Genomic DNA, 17,369 nt, shown 5'->3' with positions numbered 1-17,369 from the left:
CTCACTTACCTGTCTATTATGGTACAGTTCAAGCCCGTTTTATGTAAGTAGGCACTTTTTTTTGATATAGTTACTTTCAATAGACTAGCCCAAGAAAGAGGTACCTTCGATGATTACAAAAAAGGTCAATGGCATTTACCGTGAAAAAGAATTGGCGTTATCCATCCTGGAGGGCAAATGGAAGCTGACGTTGTTATGCCACCTCGGTATTAAGGGGACAAAGCGATTCGGCGAACTAATGCAACTGACCCCGGGCATTTCACAACAAACATTAATCAACCAGTTGAGGGAACTAGAAGAACATGGACTCGTTCACCGCGAAGTGTACCCGGAAATTCCTCCAAGAGTGGAATACTCGTTAACTCAGGAGGGTCAGAGTTTATTGCCTATCCTTGATATGCTTTTTGATTGGGGAAAAATAAATGCCGTTGGACAGATGGAGAATCTCGAAGGTATGTATTCAGAAAAACGGCTGACACTGTCCGTCATTGAAGGAAAGTGGAAGCTGATTATCTTATGTCATCTTGGGTTAAAAGGCACAAAACGATTTGGAGAACTATTAAAACTGATCCCGACCGTAACGAAAAAAATGCTTTCAAACCAACTTGGTGACATGGAAAAGGATGGCCTCGTCCACCGAGAAGTCTATCCAGTGGTGCCGCCAAAAGTGGAATACTCCCTGACCGACAAAGGCAAGAGTCTATTTCCGATCCTCGATGTATTGGAAAGTTGGGGAAAGAATTATATCGAGGCGCATTGCACCTCTGAGTAAATCATTTTGTCGTTAACGCGGAAGAATATAAAAGTAAGAGTAAAACCCCAATGGCAACTTCATCATTGGGGTTTTGCATATAGTTTTGTTTCATCTTCTTCCTTTTCCTAATGAGGCTGACTGCTCGCCAATACGGTATAGGAAAGATCATTAATATGATGAAAGCCGTCTGGTTACTAATATACCTCGATAAAAACAAGACATATAAAATAATGATGAGTAACGCAAAGAGTCCTAAAGCTTTTACATGGAGTGAATCTTTTTTCATAAAAACCACTTTATTGACCGAAGAATTATTGTTGTTTTTATGCAGACCGACGTTATATACTATAATCGTTACCAATTTTAGGGAGTGTGAAAAAGGGAATCAAGCAAGGGCTAGCTTATCGTAAAGTTCTTTGCTATAAGTGACCTACTAAAATGTCTAAAAAAATTGAAGCTCCGTTTTTCATCTCGATTATTGTGGCGCTTGTTTATTTGCCCTTCTTTTTCGTTGATTTTATCATTATTGAGCTCATGGGTGGAGTGTATCATAATCTCCTTCATTTAATGGTTTTTCTGTTGGTTCTTTACATAATTGAGTTAGTTCTAGGATTGCTAATGGATAGCTTATCCAAAGTAATAAGCGATTTCACATCATTCGAAGTTCCAAGTGAAGTCGTTCTGTTTTTTGATTTTTTCCTAAGTTTGGGGATTCTTACTTGGTTGGACTCCATCTTTAGTACTGTTGATTTATCATTTGCAACTGAGGCTGTAATCATGTTGGTTCACAGTTTAACTTTGTACCTAGTCAATAAAACTAATGCGACATCTCAGCAAGACGAAGCTTCCGAAGAGGAGAAGTTAGCGCCACATATTGAATATGAGATCGAATTGATCCTGCGAGAAGAGAATTACGTGAATTGCATCAACACAATAAAGATGAAATACCCTGAGATCCCAAAAACACAAATTATAAAAACGGTTCGTCGGATTTTGCACGAACAACGTTGAACTATAAAGGGAGAATTTTATGACTAAGATAAAAAGTTGTTTTATTATAACGCCAATAGGGAATGCGGGCTCGCCCACCAGAAGAAGTGCAGATGGAGTAATCAAATCTGTTTTAAAACCAGAATTGAAGAAATTAGGTTACGAAGTATCAGTTTCTCATGAGATGACGGATTCGGGTTCAATAACCAGACAAATATTAGATAAAATAATATCTTCCGACATGGTAATTGCAAACTTAACTGAATTAAACCCAAATGTTATGTACGAGCTTGCTGTTAGACATGGCGCGAGAAAGCCAGTTGTGCAAGTTGCAGTGGAAGGCACAAAGCTTCCCTTTGATATAATTGATGAAAGAACATTATTTTTTGTAAATGATATGCAAGGTGTAACGGAATTGAAAGATAAAATAGGTGAAGTAATTGAAAGTGCTGAAAATGAAGAGAATCCTGATAATCCTATCTTTAGAACATTGGGAGAAAAGATGTACCGAGATAAACTGCTTGAATCTGACTCGGAAAAGTTCGATAACAGCAAAAAGCTTGATGATATAGAACTTATGCTGAAAAAGTTAGTTTCAAAATCTATAACATCTAATAATAATATAATAAGTAAAAGTGATTTTAGCTCGATATGGTTAACCTGTAAGAATAATGATACCAACAAAATTTTAGATATCCTTGGGAAACATGGATTCTTTACCGGAGCTGGGAGTAGACGCGCAAATGTTGATGGTGACAAAGAAACCATAGGTATAGATGGACTAAAAGATCATGAAATAATGGAGATTGAATTAATTCTGAAAAATTTTGATGTTCTAATTGAAATAAAGAGCAATTAATCACATACTCGAAAAGTCGAACAAAGTAAGAATGACTCATATTTGCAGGTTTTTCGCAGATTGTAAATTTAAGCTAGACACATGAAAAAAGCCATTCGTGATACACTCAAAATGAATTTCCGCCAAAGAAATCATAGGAGTGATTATGAATGACCCACACCCATCTTAGCACGGACGAACTCGTAATCATAGAAGCCTATTTTCATCAGAATACGTCTGTATCAAAAATATCAATATTGTGATCGGTCGTGCTCGCCAAACCGTACACAACGTCGTGACCTTTCTGAAAAAAGGACATAACCACACCGAATTGGATTACTACAAACGCTATAAAGCGAACTTTTTGCCTACAGCAATGCGTGTCATTTCAAACAAAGAAGATATAAGTCTCCCTAATAGTGTGTGCGAGAACAAAAAGATTAACTCAATAGATGAAATCATCAGCGTGCTTAAACGATTTGAAACCATATTTCAACCTTTGAAACCAGATTATTTAGATCAACCTATATTAGAATCCATGCAGGACTTCTTGAGTGATTATCAGGTAGATAGTGCTGAATTACATTCGTGTGATTATTGGCAAGAAGGTTCGAATAAACAATATTGTGAGGTGGGACAGTGAGTGATTATGGGGATTTAATACCATTCTCTTTAACCGCTGGGGTTAAGAATCTAGATTATGATATTGAGGCAATAAACTTAATATCTCAAGTAGGTATAGAATTCATAATTCAGGGTTTCGACTGCGGAAACGAGCCTATTAACGTTAAAATTTTTTTTGATACATTTCCAGTGGCGTATAAATTAACAAATGAGAGTTTCACAGAAAATATCAATATGGCAATCGGTAAAGTTAGAAGTCAGACTGGCACGCTAGATACTAAAATTTTCGAGGTGAAAAATTCGTCTTACATCAAAGGTTTGAATAGTCAAACTTTTAATGGAGAAGGAGTAGAAGACCTTAGGCATTTCTTGATTTATTTAGTTGATGACTATATAGAGGTAGCTGCTTATGATGCGCCGATTGTTACAATTTACGAAGACAAAGATTAAGCAGAACGTTAAAAAAAGGCTCCCAATTTTGGGAGCCTTTTTTTTAACGTTCAGCCGTAGCTTCTAACTCAATCCCACCACGTGGCGATTGATGGACGGTGACTGAAACTGATTGAGGGGTAATGGCCTCGACAATATCATCCGCAATGCGAGCGGCTAGTGATTCACAGAAGCAACCTTCGTCTCGGAAGGACCACAAGTAAAATTTCAATGCCTTTGATTCAATGCACTTCTTGTTTGGTGTGTACTGGATCGTCACGCGGCCAAAATCTGGTTGTCCAGTTCTGGGACATACAGCTGTGAACTCAAGTGCTCGAAATGTAATTGTCTGCACATTTGGCGCTTCAAACGCCTCGTTGGCGAGGATGGTCTTTGCTTGCTCGACACTGTCTGGTCGTGGCATTGGACCTGAGGTAGGTAACCATGATGCTTCATTCATTTGCTTTTCCTCCAATGGATGTCTTTACGCATTAGCGTAACAAACATTTGCTTAGTTGTCAGATGGGACAGATCGCGGCTTGATGCTTCGCGCCCAATACATAAACGGGGTTGCCATGGCGGCGACAAGAAACTTCAACAAATACGTGGTCCAGAATATTTGCCACCAGATGGACGCAGGCATTTCACCTAAAAAGGCGATGCTGCAAAAAATAAACGTATCAATGAGCTGACAGACCATCGTGCTGACGCTGCTCCGGAGCCATAAATAACGCCCCTTCGTTTTTACCTTCATGAGGTGATACATCCACACATCAATGCGTTGACTTATAAAAAAGGCCGCTAAGCTTCCGACTGCGATGCGCCACTGCAACCCAAAAATAAGCTGCAAGGCTTCCTGCATATCGCTGCCGCCCTCATTTGGAGGGAATAGCAGGGCATACTGCATAATTAAGGTCATGACAATTAAAGCTAAAAACCCGACCACAACGCCTTGTTTGGCCTGTTGTTTCCCATACTTCTCGTTTAACACATCACTTGCCAAAAAAATCGTCCCGTACGTAATATTGCCGAGTGTGGCCGCAACCCCAAACAACTCGACCGTTTTAACTACTTGTATATTGGCGACAATCGTTGAAAAGGCAATCCACACAAACAAGCCTGTTTTGCCGAAAAAACGATACGTGATGATAAACATGCAGAACTGAATGAGTGCAAAAACAATCCAGAGCATTTCTGAAGAGAGTGGGAAGGCGATACTCAAGAGTGACATCCAAACGCCTCCTATCAAAAGTCTTATTACCAAAAAGTATTATAACAGCATTGTCAACTCATCAATGCTTGTAAGCGCTCCCTTTCAAAAAAAGTAAAAACATAGTATGATCCAACTATGCCTTTGAATAGAATGAGCATTTAGATTTGAAAAGAAAGGGACGATACCTATGGCAGCAACGATGAGCATTATTTTACGACTAGAGCTTGACCGCGAAAAAGGGAGCTTTGGTGAAGTAGCAACTGCCGTAACACGCGCAGGTGGCGATATTGTTGCGATTGATGTAATCAAAGAAGCGAAGCAGAAAACAACGAGAGACGTTACGGTGAGGGTCAATGGTCAAGCTCATGCAGATGAGGTTGTTCAGACGGTTCGTGACATTCAGTATGTCTCCGTGGTCCATGTATCTGATCGGACCTTTCTTGTTCATCTCGGTGGGAAAATTGAAATGAGGCCGAAAGTGCCAATCAATAACCGTGAAGATTTGTCCAGGGTGTACACGCCTGAGGTGGCTAGAATATCGCAAGCCATCTATGAAAACCCTGACCTTGCGCATACGCTAACGATTAAACGCAATACGGTGGCAGTTGTTTCTGATGGGTCGGCGGTTTTAGGGCTAGGCAACATCGGGGCAGCGGCAGCAATGCCGGTCATGGAAGGGAAGGCTATGCTTTTTAAGCAGCTTGGTCAAATTGACGCGATGCCTGTCTGTCTTGACACGCAGGATACAGAAGAACTTATTCTAATAATTAAAGCAATGGCACCAACCTATGGTGGCATTAATCTTGAGGACATTGCTTCACCACGATGTTTTGAAATCGAAAACCGCCTGACAGAAGAGCTGGATATTCCCGTGTTCCACGACGATCAGCATGGGACCGCAGTGGTTATTATGGCAGGTTTATTGAATGCATTGAAGCTTGTAAAAAAAGACATCAAAGACATTAAAGTTGTCGTGTGCGGCATTGGCGCCGCTGGCATAGCAAGCACGAAAATGCTGCTCAATGCAGGCATTACGAACGTCATTGGTGTCGATAAAGAAGGCGCCATCACAAAAGGAAAAAGCTATGCCCATAGCATGTGGGATTGGTATGCGGAACATACGAATCCTCATCAGGAAAAAGGTGCGTTATCAGATGTATTAGAAGGTGCAGATGTCTTTATTGGCGTTTCTGCCCCCAATATTCTCACTGTTGACGATCTGAAAAAAATGAACAAAGACCCAATTGTTTTTGCGATGGCGAACCCGAATCCGGAAATCTCTCCAGAGTTAGCAGAGCCGCATGTACGCGTTCTTGCGACAGGGCGTTCGGATTATCCTAACCAAATTAACAACGTGTTATGCTTTCCTGGCATCTTCCGAGGGGCACTCGACTGCCGGGCAACGACAATCACAGAAAACATGAAACTTGCCGCCGCAAAAGCGATTGCGGATTCGATTGGCGAAGACGAGCTCAATGAAGATTACATCATTCCAAGTGTGTTTAATAAAGAAGTTGTCAAAAACGTAAGCGCCGCAGTCGCCGAAGCAGCAAACAAGGATGGCGTGGCACGAAAACTTTAAAAGAGAAATTGAAGGACCACCCACGGCATCGTGAGTGGTCCTTGTTTCTTTCCGCAAATTAAGCTGATTATGGATTCAAAAAGAGATCACGGAGGTTTTTAAATGGCGATCTTTATCTTCAGTAATTGTCCGGAATTCGATCATCATGTACCTCCTAAATCGCTTGTTTTACATAATAGAGAGCCAACCAATAAAAAAGCTGTACCCAAAAGGTCATCCACTGACTTAATGGGCACAGCTCTTTTTATCTCTTATTCAAATACGCTTAAAATCTCGCTAGCATCGTTAAGAATATAATCAGCGTCGAGCTCTTCAAATTTGGCACGTGCTTCTTGGCCCGACAGACCAGTGAGTGTCGCGACAAATGTTGCCCCCATCGTTTTGGCGGCCATATAATCGGCAAGAGAGTCGCCGACGATAAACACTTCGCCCTTTTTATCGAGCGGCAATGGCTGTTGAATCGCTTCTTCAACAGCAACCTCCTTCGTTAACCACCCCTGAACATAGCAATAAGGTTGTGGTTTGGCTAGAGGCGAATGAGCAGGGTGTGCACGCTCAGCGTCTAGCACATCGCTTGCAGAGACAATGCGATTTTGCTCAAAATATTGAAGCAAACCTAACGCTTCTAATGGAACGAGGGTCTCAATCGTTGGGCGACCAGTTCCAATGCCGAGAATAAACCCTTGGTCTTGGAGGGATTTTAAAATGGATGCCATCACCTCTGGTTGAACAATGGCGATTTCATCCTCTAGAAACCCTTTTTTCCCTGTTTGTAGTGGCGCTTTACCGATAGACGCCTCGACACGCTCATCGCCAAGATACCACTCCTGAAACGCTTCCTGACAAACATCCCAAAGCGCACTCGAACGAGAGAACAATTGGACAGACAGACCTAGCTGATTTTCGACAATATCATTTACGTACTTTAAAATCGCCTGTTTCTCAGCGGTGCTTGGTGAGAAGGCTGGTAGAAATGATGAAAAATCAGGCTCGAAATCAACACCAGCAGCTTTTTCACGAATTTGTGCAAGGCTGTCAAAGGTAAGGTCTTTGGAAAGAATCGTTTCTACAAACGCACGATCTTCTTTTTCGATGACATCGAGAAGCTGGACAAGCTGGAAGGAAAAGGTGAGGTATACCATGTCCCAGTTCGCATTAATGCCGCGGCCTTTGATGAAATTCAAAACGTCATCGTCATGAAAAACTGTTTTTCGGATCGAGCGTATGTCTTCCTCGGTTGGTGCAGGGCTAAATTTTTCTGCGTCCAGCCCAAGGTAATTTTTGCTATACAAAAGCTCCCATACAGTTAAAGCAGAGGCGTCAAAATAGCGTTCCTCACTTAGTAGCACGCCGTCCACATCAAATAAAATCAGCTTCGACATTTAAATAGCTCCTCTCATCAGTTACAGGTCAATGCCTTAACTATAGCGTATTTAGCAAGAAAATTCGACAACGTTTCTTCAATTCGAAAGGTTCTCGTACGTTGATTAATGTCGATCAGGTGAGAGAAAGCAAAATTGTCACGTAGCTCATCAAAGAATAGTAAGAAAAGGGTTTCTCCCTTGATGTAGAGAAGAAGTAAGATATACACAAGACATCTGGCAAAGGAGGTACGTCTATGTTCCAAGATATTTTGCTAGCTGTAGACGGGTCCGATCATTCTGTAAAGGCCGCTGAAAAAGCGGTTGAGCTTACAGGGGGAAATGGATTGATTGAGGTCGTTTTCGTAGTGGACGGGTCTGCACCAGTTGATGATGACGTTAATGAATTAAAAGCCGGTGAGCGAAAGAAAATTCAGCGAGTAGAGGATGTCATTAGCCAAACAGCGCTGTCCTATGAGCTTGTCCTTTTACAGGGAGACCCTGGTCCTACCTTAGTTGATTATGCAAACCGCCGCCCCTACGATTGTGTCGTCCTTGGAAGTCGTGGGTTAAATACGTTGAAAAGTATGGTGCTTGGTAGTGTCAGTCATAAAGTAGCATCCAGAGTAAAATGGCCTGTTTTGATTGTCAAATAACCTAGCGTTCAAGAAAGGGGAGCCTTTTTTGAACGTTTTTTGATGGTTGTTCAACTTTACCGCTCATTGTGCTTGGAGCTATATTGAAGAAGTGTACAATAAATACGCAGCACATAACTGAATAAATTCTTCTTTTTCTAAAGAAAAATGTGAATAAACATTCCATGCTTCACTAATTTTCGTTATAATCAACATACTTGGCAGACGCGTCTGCTGCACATCCAATACGGGAGAGAGGTGAACTTCTGTTGCTCGTAACAGGAGTATCAGAAGAACAACAATGAAAAAGCTACGTGTAGGTGTCATAGGGGCTGGAAGTATTAGCTTTGCGCACTTAAGTGCTTACAAGGCGAGTGAACAGGCTGAATTGCATGCCATTTGTGATAAAAATGAAGAACGCGTAAACAATAAAGCCAAAGAATACGACATTCCGAATGTGTACACGTCTTATGAAGAGCTCTTAGCAAACAAGGAAATTGAAGCGGTTTCAATCTGCACGTGGAACAACAGTCATGCCAAAATTGCGATTGCCGCATTGGAGGCAGGCAAGGATGTGCTCGTCGAAAAGCCATTATGCAAAACAATGGAAGAGGCATACGCTGTTCAGGATGCGGTTCAAAGGACGGGGAAAAAGCTTCAGGTCGGGTTTGTGAGACGATTTGGCGGCAATACCGCGATTTTAAAATCATTTATTGATGCAGGCGATTTAGGGGATATCTATTATGCAAAGGCGTCATGCTTGCGCAGACTCGGAAATCCTGGCGGCTGGTTTGCGGACAGTGAGCGTTCTGGTGGGGGTCCAGTCATTGATGTTGGCGTTCATGTCATCGACCTTTGCTGGTACCTGATGGGCCGTCCAAAGGTGACTTCTATTTCAGGAAATACATACAAAAAACTTGGCAACCGACCAAACATTACGACACTTGATTTTTATAAGGCCGCAGACTATGATGCTTCCAAGAATGATGTGGAGGATATGGCTAATGCGCTCATTCGTTTTGAAAACGGTGCATCGCTTGCCGTGGATTGTAGCTTCACCCTCCATAAAAAAGAGGATGAGCTTAGTGTTACTTTGTTCGGTGATAAAGGTGGCGCGGAGGTTGAACCAGAGCTCCATATCGTCGGAGAAAGACACAATACAATTCTAAATATGAACCCACAAGTCAATGAAAAAACGTTCAACTTTGAAACTGGATTCCAAGCGCAAGTGGACAGCTTTATCACCCACTGTTTAGACGACGGTGAAAATCGCAGCCCAGTTGAAGATGGCGTAGAAATGATGAAAATGCTGACAGGCATTTATGAATCGGCCAAACAGCAAAAAGAAATCCATTTTGATTAATATCTTGTTATCCGCTGCTCCACAATTGTGGGGCAGTTTTTCGTTTGAACATGGAAATGTTCGCAATGTGGATGGCGCTTGATCGAATGATGTGGCTCATGTGCCCGAACGAAGTAGAGTGCCCGAAATATTTTAAAAAGTGCCCGGAAATTGTGTCGAAGTGACCGAAAAAGCGATCAAAGTGCCCGAAAGAACGGTGCTGGTGCCCGAAACAAAGACCACTGTAGTGACACCCCTCGTTTTAGCCTAGCTCAAATAAGGGTATAGTAATAAAAATTCTACTAATGATGGAGGCGTTCGTCTTGGCTTCATATCCATATGCTGTAGCAGGTTTGTTCAATACTCGCGCTGCTGCGATAGACATAATTGAATATTTAAAGGCTCATTCGTACAGTGAGGACCATATTTCGGTTGTGGCTGGCAAAGAGGAAGACGCAGAGGCGATAGAAGAAAAAACGGAGGCAGAGGATGCCTTAGAGCCATACGAAAAAAATGCCTCAAAAGGTCTCGGTGTTGGCGTGTCCAGTGGAATGGTAACAGGTGGTTTGGCAGCGCTCGTTGCTGAGCTTGCGGCATTTACACTTCCTGGCGTTGGTCCCTTAATTGCAGCAGGTCCACTCATTTCAACGCTAACTGGAGCGATTGTAGGAGCTGGGGCAGGTGGTCTAATCGGTGGGCTGATTGCTTATGGAGTGCCGAAAGAACGGGCAAACCACTACAAGCACCAGGTCAAGGAAGGTGATGTGCTTGTTGTGATTGAGGCGACAACGGAGGAGGAAAGCAACAATTTGCTAGAGTGGTTTGCGCAACATGATGCAAAGGACGCGCATATCTACGTTAAAGAAGAAAAACGTTAACGTAAGGCTGCTCACAAATGCTTGCTCTCCTACTAACTTGCAAGCATCATCATAAAGCACAAAGAGGGGCTGTTTCAAGTGTCATTAACGATACTTGGGACAGCTCTTTTATTCGTGCTCGTTGTCATGCGTAGGCAGTTCGTATCGGCCCATTCCTTGTGTCTTTACTACGGCTTTCGCTGACTTCTCACTAGTCAGTCTTGTTTTGGCACTGTGGTTTGGTATAGATGTCGTTCTCCCATTTAAAGTGCCACTCCTTTATATGAATAATTCAATCTCTCAGACTCTGAAGATTTTGTATAACAGAAAAGGACGTAGTAAAATAGGGTGCATAGGAAATAGAGGTGGATTGTAATGGAGATGAACATTTTTATCGTAGAGGATGATTCTGCCCTCTTAGACGCTTTAAAAGATGGCCTAAGTCGTTGGTCTTTTCAAGTCAGTCATCCGACAGATTTTTCCGATGTGATGGGCTCTTTTGCACAGAGCCGACCCCACCTCGTTATTTTAGATATTCAACTTCCTAAATTTGATGGATTTCACTGGTGTAGGGAAATTAGAGCTGTTTCAAAAGTACCTATTCTCTTTCTTTCTTCAAGAGATCATCCAATGGATATGGTTATGGCGATGAACATGGGGGCGGATGATTACACCCAGAAACCGTTCAATATGGATGTGCTAGTCGCAAAAATACAAGCCATTTTACGAAGGACCTATGCGTATGAAGATGCACTTTCTGATGTGATGGAATGGAACAAGGCCATCATTGATTTGAAAAAAGGCGGCATACATAAGGATGGAATAGAGGTTGGCCTGACGAAGAACGAGTTCTTTATCTTAAAGGTTCTTGTGAAAGCGAGTAATAACATTATCTCAAGGCATGAGCTAATGAAAATGCTATGGGATGATGATCAATTTATCAATGATAATACATTAACAGCGAATATAACCCGATTGCGTCAGAAGCTTTCCACTATTGGGCTTTCAGATGCCATCATTACAAAAAAAGGACTAGGCTATATGGCCATTACGCTTTAGGAGGATGGCAATGTTCTTACACTACATCTTGTACAAAAAGAGCTGGATTAGTTTAATCATTCTATTGCTGATCGTAATGAATACATTAATCCAGTTTGATGGGGGGATAAGCGTTAATTCCTACTCACTACTTTATCTTAATGTATTGTATCTCATTATTTTCTTATGCTTTTTTATATGGCGATATAAAAAAGAAACGGCTTATTTAAAAGCCCTTCGTACACTCATTGAGCAGATGGATGATCATTGGGTGGAAGACTTGCCTAAACCTCAAAATCGCTTTCCGGATCACATTATGTATTCCTTTTTGATCTCAGTAGATCAGCTACATAAAAAGAATCTGCACGATCATACATCTGCACAAGTCATGGAACATCACTATTTAGCCTCATGGGTTCACGAAATGAAAGCTCCTCTCACTGCCATGAAGCTTACTATTGATGCACATCGGCACCAAACACTAGCACAGAAGCTAGATGCACAGTGGCTAAGACTGCACTTGATGGTAGATAGGCAATTGTATATTGCGCGTTTGCCTAGCTTAGAATCGGATTTCTCAGTGAGTGAAGTGGTCGTAGAAGATATGATAAAAGAAGAAATTCGAGAATTATCTTCGTGGTGTATGGAAAAAAACATTTCTGTAGACATTGATGTAGCCAAAAGGACCTCTGTATTAACAGATAAAAAGTGGTGCCAATTTGTCTTCAGACAGCTGTTAGCGAATGCCATCAAGTATAGTCCTGATGGAGAGAGCATTACCATTAAGATGAATCACATTGAACAAGGCGAGGTTACATTAGGTATCACGGATCAAGGACCAGGCATTCAGCCACATGATCTTCCACGAATATTTGACAAAGGCTTCACTGGAGAGAACGGAAGAGTCCAACAAGCTGCAACTGGATTAGGTCTCTATCTTGCAAAAGAAATAACAAAGAACTTGAATATCCGCCTTGATGTTACTTCAGCAGTTGGTTGTGGGACGACGATGTACATGGCTTTCTCTAAAAATCATCCGTTTGAAAACATAAGAGTCTTATCCATCTAACAAGCATCAGTCAGGACATCATCATTCCTGGCTGATTTTTTATCAATGTGACAAAAATATCACGTTATAGATCGCTTTATCATCTTAAGACTACGACATGAGCACCTATAAGAAGTAAGCTATGTATAGAAGCTGATTGATTGGAGGACTACAGATGAATGGTTCAACTGGATCCAAAACTGTATTAAAAGCTGAGCGAGTGTGCAAGTCATTTGGATCTAAAGGAAATGCTCAACAAGTATTAAAAGGCATTGACCTCAGAGTGATGGAGGGAGAATTTGTCGGGATTATGGGCCCCTCAGGATCAGGGAAAACCACTCTGCTTAATACGTTAGCCACAATTGACCGTGCAACAGATGGAAAAATCTTTATTAACGACCACGAGATTTCTAAAATGAAGGATACCAAGCTCTCAAAAGTACGTCAAAGCCATTTGGGCTTTATTTTTCAGGAGTATAATTTACTCGACACGCTAACAGTTAAAGAAAATATTCTCTTACCAATCTCCTTAGTAAAGATAAATAAAACCCAAGCCGAGAAAGAGTTCAACGAAATTGCAGATGTTTTAGATATTCGAGAACTAGCTGACAAGTATCCTTCTGAAATCTCAGGTGGACAAAAGCAGCGTACCTCAGCTGCACGTGCACTCATCCATTCACCGTCTATTGTTTTTGCTGACGAGCCAACAGGTGCTCTAGACTCTAAAGCAGCTTCCAACTTATTAGAAAACTTACATGAGATTAATCTTAAACGCAACGTCACTATCGTTATGGTAACCCATGACCCTGTCGCATCTAGCTATTGTAGTCGTGTAGTGTTTCTCAAGGACGGACGCATATTCGCAGAATTATATCGAGGAGAAAAAACGAGAGAATCCTTCTTCAAGGAGATTCTTGATATGCAAGCTGTTCTTGGAGGAGGCGTTCAGAGATGACTACGATTAGCCTGGTTCTGCGGAGTATGCGAAAGAATATAAAAATGTACTATCTCTATTTCTTCGCCCTAATCGTTAGTGTGGGACTTTTTTTTATCTTCTCTACCTTACAGTATGATTCTTCCCTTGATGAGCTCATGGAGAGTACGTATTTCTCAACCGCCTTTCAAGTCGCAAGATTGTTGCTGATTTCCATAACAATTGTATTTTCACTCTATGCAACGACCATCTTTTTAAGCAGACGTAGTCAGGAACTCGGTATCTATCAGCTGATTGGATTATCAAAGCGATGGGTTGTCCGCGTCTTACTTCTGGAGAACGTCATCCTTGGAATTGGTGCACTTTTTACAGGTATGGTTGTTGGGGTATTACTATCACGCTTTTTTCTTATCATCCTTCTGAACCTCATTGGGGTTGAGGACATTGTAGGCTTATCTTTGTCTTGGCAAGCCACAATTCAAACGCTACTTATATTTGCTGTCTTAATTGTCGTCTCATCTCTGCAAATATTTATCAAGATATACAGAAGTACACTGCTTGAACTATTTCAGGCGGAGAAACAGCATGATGATATAAAAACACGACCTGGCTTGACTTCTGGCTTTTTAGCTGTCGTTGGATTTGTTCTAGTAGGGTATGGATATTACTTGTCTACTATCATTCTGGATAATGTGGATTCTCTGTTGTTCATCATGTTAGCGGTTTTAGCTTTAACCATCACTGGCACTTATCTTATCTTTCAAACAAGCATTAGCTGGCTATTTCATCTGTTTCGTAAGAATAAAAATGGACATCTCGGCCTATATCACAGCTTATCCATTGCCCCACTCATGCACAGGATGAAGGGCAATGCAAATTCATTAACACTAATCACCGTATTATCGGCGATGACCATTACGATGATTTCCCTATCTTACTCGCTCTATTATTCATCTGAAACAGATGTCAAAATGAAGATGCCATTTGACTTCGTTTTAGAGGATATGGAAAGCGAGGCTGAGGCGCTAATAGAGGAATTGAACGATGATGAGATAGACGTTACACATCATAAAGTGAAGATGCTAAGGTTCCCTGCTGACTTTGTTGATTCTAATCAGAACCCTTTTACGCAAACGGCCATGCTCCTGCCTGCCGAACAGCTTCTGCAAGCAAGCCTTGATATAACGATTCCCGAGGATGGAGAAGCTGTCTATTATCATTCTAGTGCTTTAATTGAAGGCGTGGATGGGTCGTTTCCTAAAGATGTGTTGTATGAGTCAAGCGAGGATTCTGTTTCCTGGAAGATTTCAGAGTTGATTCCTGAAAATGCGATGAACTTCACCCTTTATGGTCAACAATTGGTTGTCTCAGAACGAACGTTTGACCGCGCAGTCCAGATGATGAAAGAAGATAATGAGGTTGAATACGTAACACTGGATACATTTATGCTAAATCAAACAGACGAGCGAGAAAAAGCCTCGCCATTGTTTATGTCCAGCTTTGATGGTGATCAATTTATCATTGATTATTATTCAATCTACCAGGAGGCCCTTCAACAATTCGGTTTGTTGATTTTTGTAACAGGCTTTTTAGGATTTGTCTTCCTGCTATCAACAGGTAGTATTCTTTATTTTAAACAAATGACGGAAGCAGAACAAGAAAAAAACCACTACAAAACATTGCGACAGCTTGGGTTTCAGGTGCACGACATTATGAAAGGAATTATACGCAAACAAGCTATTGTTTTCCTTATTCCTCTATTTATTGGTCTATTCCATGCCGCCTTTGCGGTTAACGTAGGTTCTGTTCTCGTCGTCTCTAATATTGTCATGCCTACAATCATTGGTATGGCAGCCTACGTTTTCATTTACTTACTGTTTGCTGTGTTAACCATCAACTATTACAGCAAGATTGTAAAAAGTTCGCTATAACGAGAAAAGGAGACCAAACAGTGAAAAAACTATTAATAGCAATTATCATCATTGTGGTTGTCGTTGCTAGCTTTTATTTAGTTTATTTATTCAATCGAGAAGACCTTGATCGGTTTAATCCATTGATTGAACAAGAGTATGTCTATGCACAAATTACTGAAGCACCAGAAGAGGCAAATGGGAGATATAAATATACATTAACGGGATTTACTGGAAGTGGCGAAAGTAAAACAGTGGTATTCACGACCAGCATCGTATTAGACTCTTCAACCTATGTAAAGGTGTTAGCAAAAGGACTGTATGCAGAGAGTTACGAGATGGTTGAAGAAGATGATGTTCCTGCGAATTAATTGTCAGTAATCGATAGAAGCATCAAACTTCGGTCGATTTCTTGTTCTTTAACTTTAGATTTTGACGCATACATCCGCTTTTACAATTACGAACGGTTGCAAGGCAAATGAAAAGAAAAGGGCCTCAGTCCAATGGAATTCAGAACTAAGGCCGTCTAACTGATTATTGTTTTTTGTACTGTCAACTTGAAAAGGTGCAGTTCACGATTGGGACAGCCCTTGCTCTTGTATAATTAGTACGGCTTGTATTGCCCTTGTAGCTTTTTTTGGTAGCGTACAAGCTTTTTGTTTTTCTTAAGCGTTAGCCAGTTTGCAATTGTGACGACGATTAGCCAAACTTCATGGTCTTCTTGAGCGTTAAGAAAACTACTCACTAAACGACACCTCCGTTTTTTTAGTAACCCAATTTTCGCACCCTACATTTTGCAGACACCATAGATAATAGCTGGGGGTAAACCTGCAATTCAATTTTGGAGTTGCTTTCTATGCAAGCTGCCATACGCTCGCTTTCACCCTAAAGGGCACAAGTGCAACATCGATTCGAAAAGCCTCATCGTGTGTTCTTTGCCACTGGAGTCTCGCTAGGTGCTGCTTTTGATCAGCATTTATGATTTAATTACAATCCCACTAGCGTTGCATTAAAAGGTACTGATCATTAAAAATACAAAGAATGTTCAATAAACAAGTCGTTATACAATGAAAAAACCCTTTACAATGGATGGAGAGGTGGTCACCTGTCCAAATCCAAAGCAAAGGATCACTCATGGACAAGCATACACGACTTTCTTCTTTTGGTAAATGGCTAATCCCGATTAACTTTCATTGGTTAGACGAGCAGGTTTCCAAGCTCAAGCTTGATTATTACACTAAGAAATTGACGACGACCGCCTTTCTGAAAATAATGCTTCTGGCGCATCTCAACGAATGGGACAGCCTGCATGAAATGAGCGATGCACTGGCTGATGAAGACCTGCAAAGAACCGTTGGATTTGACGCCATTAGCGTTTCGCAGCTTTCGCGACGGAATAATGAAATGCCACCTGACGTTTTGGCTGGCCTGTTTTTCGATCTCGTCCAGAAAATACACACCTTCCATCGCTCATCCAAGCCTGCCATGCCGCTACATATTATCGATTCGACCACCATTCCGCTGAATCTCAGGAAGTACCGGTGGGCGGAATTTCGAAAAACAAAGGCAGGGCTGAAAATTCATCTCCGATTGGTCTTGATGGACCAACAGACATCGTATCCAGATCAACTGACCATGACGCCAGCGAAACAACATGACCGCGGTCAACTGGAAGTCCTCGTTGATGATCCAAACGCCATGTATGTATTTGACCGGGGATACGTTGATTATGAACGCTTTGACCGAATGACCGATGATGGGTACTTCTTCGTTTCGCGATTGAAAAAGAATGCCGTGAGCCAGGACATTGAAAC

Annotated in this window: 18 protein-coding genes and 2 pseudogenes; 16 read left to right on the top strand and 4 right to left on the bottom strand. The window is 41.5% G+C overall.

Annotated features, from left to right (window positions below):
• Positions 1 to 109: 109 nt before the first annotated feature.
• The 6 genes and pseudogenes from EV213_RS21095 to EV213_RS14275 all read left to right on the top strand — a co-directional run.
• Positions 110 to 418 (top strand): annotated as a pseudogene (locus tag EV213_RS21095) (winged helix-turn-helix transcriptional regulator); the annotation flags it as partial.
• An 18-nt stretch (positions 419 to 436) separates the two neighbouring features.
• A complete protein-coding gene (locus EV213_RS21090; RefSeq protein ID WP_243740184.1) occupies positions 437 to 772 on the top strand; it encodes a winged helix-turn-helix transcriptional regulator in 336 nt (111 codons plus the stop codon).
• A gap of 420 nt (positions 773 to 1,192) precedes the next feature.
• A complete protein-coding gene (locus tag EV213_RS14290) occupies positions 1,193 to 1,765 on the top strand; it encodes a YrvL family regulatory protein (protein ID WP_133581235.1) in 573 nt (190 codons plus the stop codon).
• Positions 1,766 to 1,784: 19 nt separating this feature from the next.
• Positions 1,785 to 2,603 carry a hypothetical protein gene (locus tag EV213_RS14285; RefSeq protein ID WP_133581234.1) on the top strand — a complete coding sequence of 273 codons (819 nt, stop codon included), beginning with the start codon at positions 1,785 to 1,787 and terminating at the stop codon, positions 2,601 to 2,603.
• Positions 2,604 to 2,752: 149 nt separating this feature from the next.
• A pseudogene (locus EV213_RS21355) lies at positions 2,753 to 2,943 on the top strand (IS30 family transposase); the annotation flags it as partial.
• A gap of 278 nt (positions 2,944 to 3,221) precedes the next feature.
• Entirely contained in the window at positions 3,222 to 3,656 is a 435-nt protein-coding gene (locus EV213_RS14275; protein ID WP_133581233.1) for a hypothetical protein, read from the top strand.
• 43 nt (positions 3,657 to 3,699) lie between these two features.
• On the opposite strand, the gene queF is transcribed toward EV213_RS14275, so the two are convergent.
• Positions 3,700 to 4,095 carry a preQ(1) synthase gene (gene queF, locus EV213_RS14270; RefSeq protein ID WP_133581232.1) on the bottom strand — a complete coding sequence of 132 codons (396 nt, stop codon included), beginning with the start codon at positions 4,093 to 4,095 and terminating at the stop codon, positions 3,700 to 3,702.
• A gap of 51 nt (positions 4,096 to 4,146) precedes the next feature.
• Positions 4,147 to 4,866, bottom strand: coding sequence for a queuosine precursor transporter (locus EV213_RS14265; RefSeq protein ID WP_133581231.1), 720 nt, complete (start codon positions 4,864 to 4,866; stop codon positions 4,147 to 4,149).
• A gap of 169 nt (positions 4,867 to 5,035) precedes the next feature.
• On the opposite strand from EV213_RS14265, the gene EV213_RS14260 reads away from it, so the two are divergent.
• A complete protein-coding gene (locus EV213_RS14260; RefSeq protein ID WP_133581230.1) occupies positions 5,036 to 6,430 on the top strand; it encodes an NAD-dependent malic enzyme in 1,395 nt (464 codons plus the stop codon).
• A gap of 251 nt (positions 6,431 to 6,681) precedes the next feature.
• Here EV213_RS14260 and EV213_RS14255 read toward each other — a convergent pair whose 3' ends face one another.
• Positions 6,682 to 7,812: an HAD family hydrolase gene (locus EV213_RS14255; RefSeq protein WP_133581229.1), complete on the bottom strand. Its 1,131-nt coding sequence runs from the start codon at positions 7,810 to 7,812 to the stop codon at positions 6,682 to 6,684.
• A 236-nt stretch (positions 7,813 to 8,048) separates the two neighbouring features.
• Here EV213_RS14255 and EV213_RS14250 point away from each other — a divergent pair, with 236 nt between their 5' ends.
• The 8 genes from EV213_RS14250 to EV213_RS14215 all read left to right on the top strand — a co-directional run bounded on the left by EV213_RS14250 (position 8,049) and on the right by EV213_RS14215 (position 15,926).
• Positions 8,049 to 8,447, top strand: a complete 399-nt coding sequence (locus EV213_RS14250; RefSeq protein ID WP_133581228.1) for a universal stress protein — start codon at positions 8,049 to 8,051, stop codon at positions 8,445 to 8,447.
• A gap of 280 nt (positions 8,448 to 8,727) precedes the next feature.
• On the top strand, positions 8,728 to 9,789 hold the full coding sequence (locus tag EV213_RS14245; protein WP_133581227.1) for a Gfo/Idh/MocA family protein: 1,062 nt from the start codon (positions 8,728 to 8,730) through the stop codon (positions 9,787 to 9,789).
• A gap of 302 nt (positions 9,790 to 10,091) precedes the next feature.
• Positions 10,092 to 10,646, top strand: coding sequence for a low temperature-induced protein (locus EV213_RS14240; protein WP_133581226.1), 555 nt, complete (start codon positions 10,092 to 10,094; stop codon positions 10,644 to 10,646).
• 354 nt (positions 10,647 to 11,000) lie between these two features.
• On the top strand, positions 11,001 to 11,684 hold the full coding sequence (locus EV213_RS14235) for a response regulator transcription factor (RefSeq protein WP_279512765.1): 684 nt from the start codon (positions 11,001 to 11,003) through the stop codon (positions 11,682 to 11,684).
• 10 nt (positions 11,685 to 11,694) lie between these two features.
• Positions 11,695 to 12,732, top strand: coding sequence for a sensor histidine kinase (locus EV213_RS14230; RefSeq protein ID WP_133581225.1), 1,038 nt, complete (start codon positions 11,695 to 11,697; stop codon positions 12,730 to 12,732).
• A 154-nt stretch (positions 12,733 to 12,886) separates the two neighbouring features.
• Positions 12,887 to 13,666: an ABC transporter ATP-binding protein gene (locus tag EV213_RS14225; RefSeq protein ID WP_133581224.1), complete on the top strand. Its 780-nt coding sequence runs from the start codon at positions 12,887 to 12,889 to the stop codon at positions 13,664 to 13,666.
• Positions 13,663 to 15,576, top strand: a complete 1,914-nt coding sequence (locus tag EV213_RS14220) for an FtsX-like permease family protein (RefSeq protein WP_133581223.1) — start codon at positions 13,663 to 13,665, stop codon at positions 15,574 to 15,576. Before EV213_RS14225 ends, EV213_RS14220 begins: the two co-directional genes overlap by 4 nt.
• Before the next feature lie 20 nt (positions 15,577 to 15,596).
• The gene (locus tag EV213_RS14215) at positions 15,597 to 15,926 is read left to right on the top strand and encodes a YxeA family protein (RefSeq protein WP_133581222.1); all 330 of its coding nucleotides are present in this window, start codon (positions 15,597 to 15,599) and stop codon (positions 15,924 to 15,926) included.
• 233 nt (positions 15,927 to 16,159) lie between these two features.
• Here the strand turns inward: EV213_RS14215 and EV213_RS20805 are convergent, their stop codons facing one another.
• Positions 16,160 to 16,300 (bottom strand): hypothetical protein, encoded by a 141-nt coding sequence (locus tag EV213_RS20805; RefSeq protein ID WP_166639325.1) that lies wholly within the window; start codon positions 16,298 to 16,300, stop codon positions 16,160 to 16,162.
• A gap of 389 nt (positions 16,301 to 16,689) precedes the next feature.
• Between EV213_RS20805 and EV213_RS14210 the strand changes: the two genes are divergently transcribed.
• On the top strand, positions 16,690 to 17,369 hold a 680-nt coding region (locus tag EV213_RS14210; RefSeq protein WP_166639324.1), incomplete at its 3' end, for an IS4 family transposase.

The organism is Aureibacillus halotolerans (genome assembly GCF_004363045.1).
Lineage (GTDB): Bacteria > Bacillota > Bacilli > Bacillales > DSM-28697 > Aureibacillus > Aureibacillus halotolerans.
Note: the sequence above shows the minus strand (reverse complement) of the source record. Positions and strands in the feature narration are given on the sequence as shown.

What these genes read in the sequence shown, in the direction of transcription:
- EV213_RS14230 (WP_133581225.1), top strand. Translation starts at nt 11,695, where the DNA reads ATGTTCTTACACTACATCTTGTACAAAAAGAGCTGGATTAGTTTAATC.
- EV213_RS14245 (WP_133581227.1), top strand. Translation starts at nt 8,728, where the DNA reads ATGAAAAAGCTACGTGTAGGTGTCATAGGGGCTGGAAGTATTAGCTTT.
- EV213_RS21090 (WP_243740184.1), top strand. Translation starts at nt 437, where the DNA reads ATGGAGAATCTCGAAGGTATGTATTCAGAAAAACGGCTGACACTGTCC.
- EV213_RS14260 (WP_133581230.1), top strand. Translation starts at nt 5,036, where the DNA reads ATGGCAGCAACGATGAGCATTATTTTACGACTAGAGCTTGACCGCGAA.
- EV213_RS14225 (WP_133581224.1), top strand. Translation starts at nt 12,887, where the DNA reads ATGAATGGTTCAACTGGATCCAAAACTGTATTAAAAGCTGAGCGAGTG.
- EV213_RS14290 (WP_133581235.1), top strand. Translation starts at nt 1,193, where the DNA reads ATGTCTAAAAAAATTGAAGCTCCGTTTTTCATCTCGATTATTGTGGCG.
- EV213_RS14235 (WP_279512765.1), top strand. Translation starts at nt 11,001, where the DNA reads ATGGAGATGAACATTTTTATCGTAGAGGATGATTCTGCCCTCTTAGAC.
- queF (WP_133581232.1), bottom strand. Translation starts at nt 4,095, where the DNA reads ATGAATGAAGCATCATGGTTACCTACCTCAGGTCCAATGCCACGACCA.
- EV213_RS14220 (WP_133581223.1), top strand. Translation starts at nt 13,663, where the DNA reads ATGACTACGATTAGCCTGGTTCTGCGGAGTATGCGAAAGAATATAAAA.
- EV213_RS14285 (WP_133581234.1), top strand. Translation starts at nt 1,785, where the DNA reads ATGACTAAGATAAAAAGTTGTTTTATTATAACGCCAATAGGGAATGCG.
- EV213_RS14250 (WP_133581228.1), top strand. Translation starts at nt 8,049, where the DNA reads ATGTTCCAAGATATTTTGCTAGCTGTAGACGGGTCCGATCATTCTGTA.
- EV213_RS14255 (WP_133581229.1), bottom strand. Translation starts at nt 7,812, where the DNA reads ATGTCGAAGCTGATTTTATTTGATGTGGACGGCGTGCTACTAAGTGAG.
- EV213_RS14265 (WP_133581231.1), bottom strand. Translation starts at nt 4,866, where the DNA reads ATGTCACTCTTGAGTATCGCCTTCCCACTCTCTTCAGAAATGCTCTGG.